At 71.3% G+C, this 13,893-nt stretch carries 12 protein-coding genes; 8 read left to right on the top strand and 4 right to left on the bottom strand.

The annotated features are described in order from the left end of the window. Positions 1-61 precede the first annotated feature (61 nt). Positions 62-2,605, bottom strand: a complete 2,544-nt coding sequence (locus AXE84_RS11755) for a DNA gyrase/topoisomerase IV subunit A (RefSeq protein WP_060958002.1) — start codon at positions 2,603-2,605, stop codon at positions 62-64. 151 nt (positions 2,606-2,756) lie between these two features. Between AXE84_RS11755 and AXE84_RS11750 the strand changes: the two genes are divergently transcribed. Then, entirely contained in the window at positions 2,757-3,377 is a 621-nt protein-coding gene (locus AXE84_RS11750) for a DUF5998 family protein (RefSeq protein WP_175284670.1), read from the top strand. Between the two features lie 11 nt (positions 3,378-3,388). Then, complete coding sequence (locus tag AXE84_RS11745) at positions 3,389-4,744, top strand: alkaline phosphatase family protein (RefSeq protein WP_081093168.1); 1,356 nt, start codon at positions 3,389-3,391, stop codon at positions 4,742-4,744. An 8-nt stretch (positions 4,745-4,752) separates the two neighbouring features. On the opposite strand, the gene sepH is transcribed toward AXE84_RS11745, so the two are convergent. Then, complete coding sequence (sepH, locus tag AXE84_RS11740; RefSeq protein WP_081093167.1) at positions 4,753-6,231, bottom strand: septation protein SepH; 1,479 nt, start codon at positions 6,229-6,231, stop codon at positions 4,753-4,755. A 320-nt stretch (positions 6,232-6,551) separates the two neighbouring features. Here sepH and AXE84_RS11735 point away from each other — a divergent pair, with 320 nt between their 5' ends. From AXE84_RS11735 to AXE84_RS11720, 4 genes are read left to right on the top strand one after another with little or no spacing between them, the layout of a single operon-like run. After that, complete coding sequence (locus AXE84_RS11735) at positions 6,552-6,857, top strand: DUF4193 domain-containing protein (RefSeq protein WP_004565030.1); 306 nt, start codon at positions 6,552-6,554, stop codon at positions 6,855-6,857. Between the two features lie 27 nt (positions 6,858-6,884). After that, positions 6,885-7,589 carry a DUF3710 domain-containing protein gene (locus tag AXE84_RS11730; RefSeq protein WP_060958000.1) on the top strand — a complete coding sequence of 235 codons (705 nt, stop codon included), beginning with the start codon at positions 6,885-6,887 and terminating at the stop codon, positions 7,587-7,589. Beyond that, positions 7,590-7,967, top strand: coding sequence for an OB-fold nucleic acid binding domain-containing protein (locus tag AXE84_RS11725; RefSeq protein ID WP_060957999.1), 378 nt, complete (start codon positions 7,590-7,592; stop codon positions 7,965-7,967). 33 nt (positions 7,968-8,000) lie between these two features. After that, a complete protein-coding gene (locus AXE84_RS11720; protein ID WP_010615097.1) occupies positions 8,001-8,777 on the top strand; it encodes a DUF3159 domain-containing protein in 777 nt (258 codons plus the stop codon). A gap of 12 nt (positions 8,778-8,789) precedes the next feature. On the opposite strand, the gene AXE84_RS11715 is transcribed toward AXE84_RS11720, so the two are convergent. Continuing rightward, positions 8,790-9,452: a potassium channel family protein gene (locus AXE84_RS11715; protein ID WP_004565026.1), complete on the bottom strand. Its 663-nt coding sequence runs from the start codon at positions 9,450-9,452 to the stop codon at positions 8,790-8,792. Between the two features lie 3 nt (positions 9,453-9,455). Continuing rightward, on the bottom strand, positions 9,456-10,079 hold the full coding sequence (locus tag AXE84_RS11710; RefSeq protein WP_236750068.1) for a potassium channel family protein: 624 nt from the start codon (positions 10,077-10,079) through the stop codon (positions 9,456-9,458). 91 nt (positions 10,080-10,170) lie between these two features. Here AXE84_RS11710 and AXE84_RS11705 point away from each other — a divergent pair, with 91 nt between their 5' ends. Then, positions 10,171-12,288, top strand: coding sequence for an APC family permease (locus tag AXE84_RS11705; protein ID WP_060957997.1), 2,118 nt, complete (start codon positions 10,171-10,173; stop codon positions 12,286-12,288). Beyond that, positions 12,285-13,682 carry a class I SAM-dependent RNA methyltransferase gene (locus AXE84_RS11700; protein WP_060957996.1) on the top strand — a complete coding sequence of 466 codons (1,398 nt, stop codon included), beginning with the start codon at positions 12,285-12,287 and terminating at the stop codon, positions 13,680-13,682. Before AXE84_RS11705 ends, AXE84_RS11700 begins: the two co-directional genes overlap by 4 nt. The last annotated feature ends 211 nt before the right edge of the window (positions 13,683-13,893 follow it).

The raw sequence follows: 13,893 nt of genomic DNA, 5'->3' as shown, positions 1-13,893 counted from the left end.
CTGTAGGCACAACCGCCCTGCTCGCGGGCGGATCCCCGGGATGCTGCTGCGACCGGCCCCGTCAGCCGATTCCGATGATGGGGGCCGGTAGCGGTGAGCCGGAGCCGTCACGCCGCTCATCGGGCTCCGGCAGCGCGACCGGCTTGCCGCCCTCGCGCAGCGCCCGCGGCGGGGCCACCCCCACCCAGGCGACCACCAGCTCGTCCTCACCGCGCAGGAACCGGTGCGAGCGAACCCCGCCCGTGGCCCGACCCTTCGCCGGGTAGCGATCCAAGGGCGTGACCTTGACACTGCCCCCGCCGGTGCCCGGGAGCGAGCCCTCGGAGCCCGCCACCGTCACCACCACGGCCTCGGCCAGGAGCTCCTCAGGAACCGCCGCGCCGGCGATGACCCGGGCGCCCTCGTGCAGCGAGATCCCCGCCATCCCACCGGCACCCCGGCCCTGCGGACGCACCTTGGCGGCCTGGAACCGCAGCAGCTGGGCGTCGGAGGTCACCAGCGCCAGGAAGTCCGTGTCCGCCGCGGTGCCGGCGAAGACCACCCGGTCGCCCTCGGACAGGGAGATGACCTCCCAGCTCTCGGCGTTCCTGGGCTCGTCACCGGGCTTGACCCGCTTGATGACGCCCTCAGCCGTGGCCAGGACGATGGGCGGGTTGTCGGCCGACCCCACCGGGACCAGCCCCACCACCTTCTCCTCCGGCTCAATGTCCACCAGCTGGCGAACCTGAGTCGCACCGGCCAGCCCCGGGGCCCCCTCGGTGCGGGGCACCTCCGTGGTGGAGACGACGTCGAGCAGCACCAGCCGCCCGGTGTCAGTGACCGCGCCGATGCGCCCACGCGCCGTGGTAGCCACCTGGGAGGTCAGGGCGTCGTGGGGCTGGCGCCCACCGGTGCGGGCCACCGGCTCGGTGCCGGCCGTGCGCGCCACCAGTCCGGTGGCCGACAGCAGCACCCGGCACGGGTCGTCGGGGACGGTCAGCGGCACCGGGGAGGCGCTGGGCATGAGCGTCATCGGCTGCACGGCGCCACCGGCCCGCTTCGCACCCCGACCTGAGGCGGAGGCGTCGTCCGCAGTCTCTGCAGCGGCCGACGACGTCACGCGCTCACCGGAGGCCTCCAGCAGCACCGTGCGCCGCGGGGTGCCGAACTGCTCGGCCACGGCCGCCAGCTCACGGGAGACCACGCGCCGCAGCAGCACGTCGTCGGCCAGGATCGCCTCGAGGGCCTCGATCTCGCGGGCCAGCTCGTCGCGCTCCTTCTCCAGCTCGATAACCGAGAACTTCGTGAGCCGGCGCAGCTGGAGCTCAAGGATGTATCCGGCCTGCGGCTCGGTGAGGTCGAAGACCTGCATGAGCCGGGTGCGCGCCGTGGCGGCGTCGTCGGAGGAGCGGATGACGGCGATGACCTCGTCGATGTCAAGGATCGCGATGAGCAGGCCGTCCACCAGGTGAGCGCGCTCGCGACGCTTGCCCAGACGGAACCGGGTGCGCCGCGTGACCACCGTAAGGCGGTGGCGCACGAACACCTCCAGCAGCTCGCGCAGCCCCAGGGTGTGAGGCTGCCCGTCCACGAGGGAGACGTTGTTGATGCCGAAGGAGTCCTCCAGCGGCGTGTGCTTGTAGAGCTGGGCCAGGACCGCCTCGGGGTTATAGCCGTTCTTGACGCTGATGACCAGGCGGGTGCCGTGCTTGCGGTCGGTGAGATCGGCGACGTCGGTGATGCCCTGGAGCTTCTTGGAGCCCACCGCCTCCTTGATGCGCGAGATGACCTTCTCCGGCCCCACCATGTAGGGCAGCTCAGTGACCACGATGCCCTTGCGACGCGGGGAGACGGACTCCACGTGAGCAGTGGCCCGCGTGAGGAACTTGCCCCGCCCCGTGCGGTAGGCCTCCCGGATCCCGTCCAGACCCACGATCATGCCACCGGCGGGCAGGTCCGGCCCCGGCACGAAGGCCATGAGGTCCTCCAGACTCGCCTCCGGGTGAGTCAGCAGGTGCCGAGCGGCGGCCACCACCTCCACGAGGTTGTGCGGCGGCATGTTCGTGGCCATACCCACCGCGATACCCGCCGCGCCATTGACCAGCAAGTTCGGGAAGGCCGCCGGCAGCACCTCGGGCTCGGTGAGTGTGTAGTCGTAGTTGGGGGCGAAGTCGACCGTGTCCTCATCCAGGTCCGCCGTCAGCGCCAGGGCCGAGGCGGCCAGGCGCGCCTCGGTGTAGCGGGGGGCCGCCGGACCGTCATCCAGGGAGCCGAAGTTGCCGTGGCCGTCAATGAGCGGCAGGCGCATCGTGAACGGCTGGGCCAGACGCACCAGCGCCTCATAGATCGCGGTGTCCCCGTGAGGGTGGAGCCGACCCATGACATCACCCACGACCCGGGAGGACTTCACGTGCGGACGATCCGGGCGCAGCCCCATCCGGTCCATCTGGAACAGGATGCGGCGCTGAACCGGCTTGAGCCCGTCGCGGGCGTCAGGCAGGGCACGCGCGTAGATGACGGAGTAGGCGTACTCCAGGAAGCTGGTGCGCATCTCCGTGGACAGGTCGAGATCGACGATCTCCCCGTCGGTCGGGGGAGGAGTCCGGGTGGTGGCAGACTTCGGCATGGGCGCATTCTCCGAGGAATCGGGCCGAAAACAAACCACGACACCCGGGCGTGACAGGTCAGACGCGCCCGCAGGCAGCGATCGGCCCACCTCGAGCAAGGGCACACCGGTGCTCGACGACGCAGGGGCGGACGATGGCACAATGGCGACCATGACGACCCACTCAGGCCGCAGCTCGGCCACCGGTCCCGCCTCGCACGAGGCGTCCCAGGAGGCCTTCGCAGACCTGGTGCAGCAGGTGGAGCTCGCCGGCTACTACCCCGAGCTGGTGCTTGACACCCTCCGCCTGGCTACGGGCGAGGAGGAAATCCTCTCCGGCATGGTCCAGTCCGAGACCACCTTCGCCGAGGCGGTCCACCGCCACCTGACCGTCCTGGCTCTGACCCCCAGCCGCCTCATCATCGTCCACGTTGACGACACCCCTCGCGACGACGGCAGCCCCGGCGCCCTGGCCACCAGCGAGGCCGTCCCGCTCAGCCGTATCCGCTCCATGGCCCTGACCCGCGGCGTGGCCGACCCGGCCCGGGGCGGAGGAACCCTCACCGAGATGACGATCGCGGTCTCCTGGGGCTCGGTGCGCCGTATCGACATGGAGCCGGCCACCTGCGGCGACCCCGACTGCCAGGCCGACCACGGCATGACCGGTGTGTCCGTGCCCGACGACGTCGTCATCCGCGTGGCCGCGGGCGTGGAGGGCGCCGCCGCCCTGGCCCGCGCCGAGACCTTCGCCGGCCGGCTCTCACAGATGGCGGCCCGCGCCGCCGCCCTGTGACGGGGCCGGTCATGGGGCCCCTGACCGCCGGCGGACAGCCCGCACCGGCTCCCGCTCCGGACTCCCCACAGGATCCGGCGCTCCGCTACGTCCTGGCGGTCGGCGCCGTCAGTGCCGGACTGAGCCTGGCTGACACCAAGCACGACGGCGATACCGACCGTGATGCCGACCGAGATGCCGTCCTCAGCCCCACCGGCGATCCCGCTGAACCAGTCGTCTCCGACGCCCGTGCCCGGGCGGTCGCCCGCAGCTGGGGCATTGAGCCGGCCGGTGAGCCGGGGGAGGCCGGTGGCGGCCCGGGAACCGTCGTCGTCCTCGTGGACGGTCTGGGTCTGGAGATGCTCCGTCAGCGTCGCGGGCACACCCCCACCCTGCGCCAGTGGCTGGCACAGCGCGAGGCCGCCACTGCCGCCGCCGGTGCGGGAATCCTCACCTGCCGGCCCTCGACGACGGCTGCGGCCCTGACCATGCTGGGCACCTCCGCACTGCCCGGCACCACCGGCATGGTCGGCTACTCGGTGCTCAACCCCCGCCTGGGGTCCCCTCTTGATGCCTCCGCCGTCCCCGGCCCCGAGCAGGTCCTCAGCCTCATCACCTGGAAGGGGGACAACGTCCCCAGCCCCAGGTCCTGGCAGAACGTGCCCACGATCTTCGAACGGCTCCCGGACGAGAGCGCGGTGAGCATCGGACCGAGCCGGTTTGCCGGCTCCGGCCTGACCGAGGCCGCCCTACGAGGCGCCTCGCACCTGGGGGCCGACCGGCTGGAGGACCGGCCCGGCCTGGCTGCCGGAGCCCTGCGCCGCGGCACCCCGCTGGTCTACCTCTACGTCGGCGAGCTGGACAAGACCGGACACAAGCACGGGTGGCTCAGTGAGCAGTGGCTGACCCAGCTCGAGCGCCTCGACGCCGCCATGGCCGAGCTGGCCCGCCGTGTTCCCGCCGGAACCAGGATTCTCCTCAGCGCCGACCACGGCATGGTCGATACCGATCCCGATCACCGCATCGACTTGAGCGCCCACCGCGATCTCGTTCGCGACGTCGTCGCCGTGGCCGGAGAGCCCAGGCTGACGCACCTGCACGTTGCCGACGGCGACGTGGACCTGGCCGCCGAGGTGGCCCACCGCTACCGCCACGTCCTGGGGGATCGGGCGATGTGGATCGGGACCAGGGAGCAGGCCGGTGAGCACCTGGGTGTCCTTGGCGCGCGAGCACGGGGCGTCGTCGGGGACGTTGTCGTGGCCATGGCCGAGAACTGGGTCCTCGTGGACCCCCGGGTCCACTCCGAGTCCGCCATCGCCATGCCCGGCGTCCACGGCTCCTTCACCCCGGCCGAGACCGAGGTGCCGCTGCTCATCACCGAGGCCTGAGGATTGGGCTACTCGGGCCTGGCACCGAAGACGATCTCATCCCAGGAGGGTACGGAGCGCCGTGAGCGACGGCGGGACTTCTTCTTGGTCGGAGGCGTCCTGGGCATGTCGGGCAGAGGCTCCTGCGTACCCGCCGCCGAGGCGGCAGACGGGCCGGGGGAGGCCTTGGCCAGGACCTCGGAGCGCGACGGCATGGGGATCTCCGGCACCGGTTCGGTGGGGCTGTCCGCCCCCAGCGGTGCCCGACGTCCCACGGGGATGCGCTCCACCGCTGGGCTCGGGGCAGACGGCGCCGCCGAGGGGGCGCTGGAGGCCGTCACCAGCCGGGTTCCGGCCGGGTGGTTGCCGGTGTGCAGACGTCTGCGCTCCGACATCGAGTAGACCTGCGCACTCAGGCCCGCGGTCTGCTCCAAGGACTCATCGTCGGCCCTGGAACCGGCCTCGGTGCGGCGCTCCTCCATGCCCCGGGCCGGGGGTGAGGGGACCTCGGGGCTCTCAGGGCTGCTGGTGTAGTCGATGCCGTGGGGATCGGTGAAGGCGTCCTCATCCGCGTTACCCTCACCGGCGAAGCCGCTCAGGTCGTCGTCCTGGGGCATCTCCACCTCGACGCGCCGGCCCCGGCTGGAGGCCAGGTCGGCCAGCAGCGCGTCGGTGTCATCGGCCGACATGGCGCCACTGGTGGGGCGACCGTACTCCCGAACCGGCAGCATCCCGGCGGGCATCTCGACGGCCAGCCCGGTGGACTCGCCGGAGGCCGCAGCCGGGGCGGAGGCCGCCGAGACCGCACTGCCGGCCGCTGAGCCCGCGGCCGCGGGGGAGTGCCCCGACTGGGCCGACGGCGCAGAGGCTGAGGCCCCGGGGGCCTTGGAGTCCTGGTCGAAGACGGCAGGGCGCTTGGATCCGGCTCCGGCCTCGGTGAGCCAGCGAGCCTCATCGTCCAGGGCGTGAACCGCGCGGGCGGTCAGGTCCAGTGACCAGCGCGCCTGCTTCTCCTCGGCGGACTGCACGAAGGTCACCATGATGAGCCAGGGGTCGCGGCCCTCGCGCAGCGCGTCCCACTCGAGGCTGGAAGGGTCGACGCCGCGTGTGGCCAGGCGGTCCACCACCAGCTCGCCGAGCAGGGGGGAGTCCTTCTCCCAGCCGATCCGGCAGGACTGGGCCTGCGAGACGGCCCACTGGCGCTCGGCGAGCACCGGCCCCTCGAAACGGCGCACGTGCTCCACGTCCATGCCCGTGCTGATGGCGACCTCGGCGGCGGTCGCACCGGCGCGCATGTAGGCCTGGAGCTGCCGGGGGCGCAGGGGCGCCGGCGCCTCGGCGACCGTCCCCGACGGGGGCAGGATCGCTCCGCGGTCACGGCGCACCGCGGCCCTGAGGGCGTCGTCGACGACGATGCTGTAACGCTCGCCGTCCTCGTCGGTCATGACAATCGTGTCACCGTTGGCACCCAGCAGCTCGAGTTCGACCATGGGTGGGGCCTCCTTCATCCCGTGTCAGCACGATATGCTCCACTGTGCCCCACAGCCTGCCATCCGCAGGCGCCCAGCCGTGGGAGGCGCAGCGGTGTGCCACATGTGAAGCAGGTGTGAATACCCTCGTGAAATCCCCCGGGATGGACACACTGCAAGCCAATCGTGCTCCTTCGTCGGGCGATTTGGCTTGACGGCCCACCTGGCGGTGCTATTGTGCGCGTGCCTTCCGGGACGGGAGCGCCGAATCGTCGGCACGACGCCGGTGCGCATGCACGGCTCAGCTCCCGGCTTGCGAAGGTCACCCGAGAGCCGTCGACAGAAAGAGTGACGAGGCCATGGCGACCGACTACGACGCCCCGCGCAAGAATGATGACGAGCCCGAGGCCGATTCCATCGAAGAGCTGACCTCGCGGCAGAAGGACCAGTCGTCCGCCGCGATCGAGGAGGACGAGAACGAGGCCGCTGAGGGCTTTGAGCTTCCCGGGGCGGACCTGTCCCGTGAGGAGCTGAGCGTTCACGTCGTTCCGCAGCTCGAGGACGAGTTCACCTGCTCGGAGTGCTTCCTCGTCCATCACCGCAGCCAGCTGGCCTTCGTCGACGAGGCGACCGGTCTTCCGGTGTGCGCCGACTGCGCCGGCTGACGCTCCCACCCAACTCAGGAGATCCCCATGGGACTGTTCTCGCGCCGTCGTGACGACGCAACCACCGATTCTGACGAGTCCATTCTCGGGCGCGACCCCGGCGACGACGACCTCGACGAGGCCGCCCCCGGCCCCTGGGACCTCAGTGAGCTGCCCGAGGACCAGGAGGAGGTGCCCCGTATCGACCTGGGGGCGCTGCAGGTCCCGGCCGTTGACGGGATGCAGCTGCGTCTGGAGCAGGCGCCCGACGGCACCGTCACCGCCGTCGTCCTGGCGCTGGGCGGCTCGGCGCTCGAGCTGCGAGCCTTCGCCGCGCCGCGCACCGCGGGCATCTGGGACGAGCTGCGCGGCGACATCGCCAACGAGCTCGCCGGGAACGGCGCCCGCTACGAGGAGAGCGACGGGGAGCACGGCACCGAGCTGATCGCGCACCTGCCCATGCGCGGTCCCGACGGCACGATGGCGACCGGCACGATCCGGTTCCTGGGGATCGACGGCCCCCGCTGGTTCCTGCGCGGCGTCCTTCAGGGGCCCGCCGCCTCCTCCGAGCACTCCGCCCAGGCGCTGCGGGAGGTGCTGCGCGGAATCGTCGTCGTGCGCGACGGCCAGGCCCGTCCGCCCCGTGAGATCCTGCCCCTGCACGCGCCCGGAGCCGCAGCCGGCCCTGAGGCCGAGGACCTGCCAGGCATCGACCCGCTGGCACCCGGCCCGACCATCGCCGAAGTGCGTTAAATGGGGGTGCTGTCGGCGCGGGTCAAGCGGCTCTACGAATCACTGCGCACCAGCCGCGAGCACTTGGAGGCCGAGGATGAGGAGCGCTCCGCCAGCCGACGGGGCACCGATCCGATCGGCTCACTCACCTCGCGCCAGCGGACCTGCGTCTCCGGTGTGCTTCAGGCGGTCACCTACCGCTCGAGCCAGGACAAGCCCATCCTCGTCGGGCAGCTCTATGACGGCACTGGCAGCATTGACCTGGTGTGGTGGGGTCGGCGACGCATCCCCGGCATCAAGCCGGGGGCCCACCTCCTCGCTGAGGGGAGGGTCGCCGACGGCACCCACCGCCAGCAGATCCACAACCCCGCCTATCGCCTGCTGGGGCCGGGGCAGTAGCAACCGGCAGCCACCTGCGGGAAGGACCATCGAATGAGCAGCCGTTCCACTGGAACCACCCGTACGGGGCTGGGGGCCATCGACTCCGAGCGCTTCGACGCCATGGCCGCCGTGGGCGGGTGGCGCGGCATCCTCGAGTCAGTGGTGCCCACCCTCATGTTCGTCCTGGTCATGGCGGTGCGGCCCGTCGCACTGGTGGCGGCCCTGATCGCCTCCCTGGCCATCAGCGCCATCTGCTTCGTGGCCCGCCTGGTACAGCGTCAGTCCCCTGCTCAGGTCGTCGGTGGGATTGCGCTGGTCCTGGTCTCGGCCCTGTGGGCCTGGCGTAGTGGCGACGCCTCCAACTTCTACGCCACCGGCCTCATGATCAACGCGGCCTGGCTGGTCGCCTGCCTGGTCTCCCTGCTCATCGGCTGGCCGATCGTGGGCGCCCTCATGACTCTGTGGCATCGCGTCACCGACGAGTCGGCTCACGCCGAGGGAGGCCAGGCGAGCCGGGACTCGGGTCGCGCCGAGACTCCACAGGCCGACGACGACCCCGCTGCACTGCCCTCGGCCTGGCGCACCGAGCCGGCCCTGCGCCATGTTCGGCGCCGCTACCACGCGGGCACCTGGGTCCTGACGCTCATGTTCGCCCTGCGGCTCGTCGTTGAGGTGCCCCTCTACCTGGCCGGAGCCCAGGCCGTGTCCTACCTCGGAGCGGCCCGCCTCATCCTGGGCGTGCCGCTGTACGCCGTGACCCTGTGGTTCATCTGGCTGCTGGTGGCCCCCAGCCGGATCGCCCAGGCCCAGGCTCCCGTCGAGCGGTAGCACCGCCCACCGTCACGTGAAGATGAGGGGCAGCTCCTTCAGGCTGGACTCTCCCTCCCGCGCCGTGAGGAAGATGAGCTCGTCGCCGCGCTCGAAGCGCTCGTCGCGGTCCGGTGTGATGGGGCGGTAGTCGCGCAGGATCGCGGCCAGCACCGTGTGGGGCGGCAGCTCGATGTCGGTGACGAGCTCGCCAATGACCGGTGAGTCCTCCGGCAGGGTCAGTTCGTGCATGGAGGCGCCCGACTGGTGGAAGTGGAAGATGCTCACCAGGCTGCCGACACTGACGGCCTCCTCCACCAGGGCCGTCATGAAGCGCGGGGTGGACACGGCCACGTCCACGCCCCAGGTCTCATCGAAGAGCCACTCGCTCTTGGGGTTGTTGACGCGCGCGACCGTGCGCGGCACCCCGTACTCGGTCTTGGCCAGCAGGGAGATGACCAGGTTGGCCTTGTCATCCCCGGTGGCGGCCACGATAACGTCGCAGGTCTCAGCCCCGGCGCGCTCCAGGGCGTCGATGTCGCAGGCGTCGGCCAGCTGCCAGTCGGCCTGCGGGACCGAGGCGATGCGCATGGCCTCGGTGGAACGGTCGACGAGGGTGACCTCGTGGCCGTGGCTGATGAGCTCGCGGGCGATGGAACGGCCCACGGATCCGGCTCCGGCGATGACGATCTGCATGGCTCAGGCCTCCTGGGTCGGGGCGTGTGACAGGGCGCGGCGGACCTGGCCGATACGGTCGGTGCTCACCGCCAGGTGCAGTCGGTCGTGCTCCTGGATGACGGTGGCGGCCTCAGGCAGCAGCGCCGTGGCATCGCGTGAGATCCAGGCCACCCGCACTCTGAGGCGGTCCTCCAACACCCCGATCGTCGTACCGACCCACTGCGGGGAGGCATTGGGCTGGATGAGAGCCACCGTGCCCGAGGGGTCCTCGAGCTCGCGGGCACTGGAGCCCGGCAGGATGCGGCGCATCATCTGGTCGGCCGTCTGACGCACGGTGGCCACTGTGGGGATGCCCAGGCGCTCGTAGACATCGGCCCGCCGCGAGTCATAGATCCGGGCGACGACGTTGTCCACGCCGAAGCTCTCCCTGGCCACGCGCGCAGCCACGATGTTGGAGTTGTCCCCGTTGGACACGGCCACGAAGGCGTAGGCCTCATCAATGCCCGCCTGCTCCAAGGCGTCGCGGTCGTAACCGACACCCTTGACCTTGCGGCCGTTGAAGTCCGAGGGCAGGCGGCGGAAAGAGTCCGAGGAGCGGTCGATGACGGACACCGAGTGCCCCATACGGTCGAGCTGAACAGCCATGGACGCTCCCACGCGCCCACAACCCATGATGACGAAGTGCACGAGGAGGACGGTACTCCGTTGTCGGGCCGCGGACGTAACATCTGGAGACGTGCGTGACTTCGCAGACCGCATCAAGCGGCTTCTCGTCGGCCGTCCTGTTCCCAGCGGAGCTCTGGGGGAGACGCTCCTGCCCAAGAGGATCGCCCTTCCGGTATTCGCCTCCGACGCCCTGTCCTCCGTGGGCTACGCCCCCGATGAGGTGCTCATCACGTTGGCCGTGGCCGGTGTGGTGGCCACCTCCCTGTCGCCGTGGGTGGCCCTGGCCGTCGTCGGCGTCCTGGCCGTCGTCGTGGCCTCCTACCGTCAAACCGTTCACGCCTACCCCTCGGGCGGCGGCGACTACGAGGTGGTCTCGGCCAACCTCGGCTCCCACGCCGGGCTCCTGGTGGCCTCGGCCCTGCTGAGCGACTATGTCCTGACCGTTGCGGTCTCAGTGTCCTCGGGCACCTCCTACCTCGCGGCCGCCCTGCCCGCCCTGGTCCCCTACAAGGTGGAGATCGCCGTCGCGGTCGTCACCGTCCTGGCCGTGCTCAACATGCGCGGCTCGCGCGAGTCGGGCCGGGCCTTTGCCATCCCCACCTACCTGTACATGGGTGTCATCGGCATCATGGCCGTCGCCGGCCTCGTCCAGGAGCTGACCGGGACCCTGGGGCGGGCCGAGTCCGCCGGCTTCGACGTCGTCACTCACGCCGGCTGGGAGCATGGCCTGACCGGCCTGGCCGGAGGCTTCCTGGTCCTGCGGGCCTTCTCCTCGGGGTGCGCGGCCCTGACCGGCGTGGAGGCGATCTCCAACGGCGTGCCCAGCTTCCAGCGCCCCAAGTCCCGCAACGCCGCTACCACGCTGCTGCTCCTGGGAGGAATCGCCGCACTGATGCTCATGAGCGTCATCCACCTGGCCGGCGCCGTCGGCGTGCGCATGGTGGAGGACCCGGCCCACCAGCTCCTGCACAACGGCGTCCCGGTCGGGGACAGCTACCACCAGGACCCCGCGATCGGACAGATCGCCGCCACCGTCTTCTCCGGCTTCCGCCCGATGTTCTACCTGGTCGCCACCGTCACCGGGCTGATCCTGGTCCTGGCCGCCAACACCGCCTTCAACGGGTTCCCGGTGCTGGCCAGTGTCCTGGCCCGTGACGAGTTCCTGCCCCGCCAGCTCTCCCAGCGCGGCGACCGCCTGGCCTTCTCCAACGGCATCATCGTCCTGTGGCTGGGGGCCGTGGCCTTCCTCATCGGCTTCGAGGCCAACACGACCCGCCTCATCCAGCTCTACATCGTGGGCGTGTTCATCTCCTTCACGCTCTCCCAGGTGGGCATGGTGCGCCACTGGACACGCGAGCTGACCATCGCCACTGAGCCGCGGGCCCGCTCACGCATGCACCGCGCCCGCATCATCAACTCCATCGGCGTGCTGGGCACCGGGACGGTCCTGGTCATCGTCCTGCTCACCAAGCTCACCCGGGGAGCCTGGATCACCCTGACGATCATGGCGCTGCTCTACCTGGTGATGAACCGGATCCGCCGCCACTACCGCCGAGTCAGCGAGGAGGTGGCCATCTCCGACCTCCACGACGCCCGCGTCCTGCCGGCCCATGTCCACGCCATCGTCCTGGCCTCCCGCCTCCACCAGCCCACGCTGCGGGCCCTGACCTACGCCCAGTCGACGCACCCCACCGTCCTGGAGGCCCTGACAGTGGACACCGGTGACGGCGGCGCCGAGCATCTCCTGGACGCCTGGGAGGAGGCCGACATCGCCGTGCCCCTGACGGTCCTGGACTCCCCCTACCGGGACATCACCCGCCCGGTCATCAACTACGTCCGCTCGGTGCGCCGGGAGTCCCCCCGAGACCTCGTCGTCGTCTTCCTGCCCGAGTACATCGTGCGCCACTGGTGGGAGCAGATCCTCCACAACCAGACCGCCCTGCGCCTCAAGACCGTCCTGCTGTTCACCCCCGGGGTCGTCGTGGCCTCCGTGCCCTGGCAGCTGGGACTGCCCGGACAACGGCACATCCACCACGGCGTGCGGGCCCGCACCGCCGAGGGGATCATCGACGCCGACGTCGCCATGCGCCGTCACGTCGATAGCCATCTCAGTCACCTCAGCCACCTCGACCAGCACAGCCCCGCCGGCACCGGCGGCGTCGGTGCCGACCCCCAGGAGAATCGATGACCCCCCAGCCCAGCCGGAGCGCAGACCAGCCCGCCCCCAGCCGTGGCGAGCCGCGCGAGCTGACCCTGGCGGTGGGGGCCCCTGCGCACGGCGGGCACTGCGTGGCCCGCCCCGTGGACGACCCGGGCGGCCGGGTCATCTTCGTGCGCCACGCCCTGCCCGGTGAGACCGTGCGGGCCCGCCTGACCGAGATGACCTCGCGGACCTGGCGCGCCGACGCCGTTGAGATCCTCCAGGCCTCCCCGGACCGCGTCGAGTCCGTCTGGCCCGAGGCCGGCCCGGCCGGCGTGGGTGGGGGAGAGCTCGCCCACGTGGCCCTGGACGCCCAGCGCACCTGGAAGCGCTGGGTCCTGGCCGACTGCCTGCGCCGGATCGGCGGGCAGGAGGTGGCCGACGCCGTCGCCGCCCTGCCTGAGGCCTCCGCCGCTGCCGCCGTGCCGATCGAGCCCATGCCCACCGACGCCGCGGCCCAGGCCTCCAACAGCGCCCGGCGGCGTGCCCTGGCCGGAACCGCCACCCGCACCCGCGTGAGCCTGACGGTCGGTGAGGACGGCCGGCCCGGCATGCATGCCTTCCGCTCCGGGACGGTCCTGCCCCTGCGCAGCCTGCCCCTGGCGGTTGACGCCATCACCGAGATCGGGCTGCTGGAGCGCTCCCGCTGGCGCGCCCACTACCGGCCCGGCATGCGTATCGAGGCCATCGCCCCCAGCGGCGGTGAGCCCGTCGTCCTGCTCGACGATCGACTCCTGACCTCCCAGGCCCGCAGCACCGGACGGCGCCGAGTCCGGGAGGTCGTGGACGCCTCCGCCCTGGGGCTGGGGGAGCTGACTTACTCCGTCCATGCAGAGGGCTTCTGGCAGGTCCACGTCGACGCCCCCCGGATGCTCGTCGAGCGCGTCGTGCGCGGCGCCCTGAGGGAGGACCTAGAGGGCGCCGCGGGTAGCCGCGTCCTGGAGCTCTACTCGGGGGCCGGCCTGTTCACCCTGCCGCTGGCCGCCCTGGCGGGGGACCGCGGTCAGGTCCTGTCCCTGGAGGGCAATGAGCAGGCCGTTCGCGACGCCCGCCGCACCCTGCATGACCACCCCACCGCACGCCTGGCCTCGGGTCGCGTGAGCGCCCGCTCGGTGCGCGAGCTCGCCGGCTCCTTCACCGGTGGCCGCCCCGACGTCGTCGTTCTCGACCCGCCGAGGCAAGGGGCTGGGTGCGAGGTCATCGAGGCCGTCGGCGCCCTGGGGGCCGAGCGGATCGTCCTAGTGGCCTGCGACCCGGCGGCGCTGGCCCGGGACCTGGGAACCCTCCTGCGCTCGGGCTACACGCTGGGCTCCATGAGCGCGCTGGACATGTTCCCGCACACCCACCACTTCGAGACGATCGCGGTACTCGAGCGCTCCTGAACGGGTGGTCAGTGGGGTTGCGTGCGGCCGGCATCACCAAATGCGTCCCCGGGGCGCCCGCCCACACACCGAGTTTGGCCAACCTTCCCTACGTATTGACAACGGATGACACGCCGTGGGCTACGGTCCACTCCGGAGCATCCGCGCAGCCTCCGCCTGTCTGTCAACGCAGGTCCGCGTGACAGACCCGTGGTGGTGCAGCGAGCCGGAT

Source organism: Actinomyces oris, assembly GCF_001553935.1.
Classification (GTDB): domain Bacteria; phylum Actinomycetota; class Actinomycetes; order Actinomycetales; family Actinomycetaceae; genus Actinomyces; species Actinomyces oris_A.
Note: the sequence above shows the minus strand (reverse complement) of the source record. Positions and strands in the feature narration are given on the sequence as shown.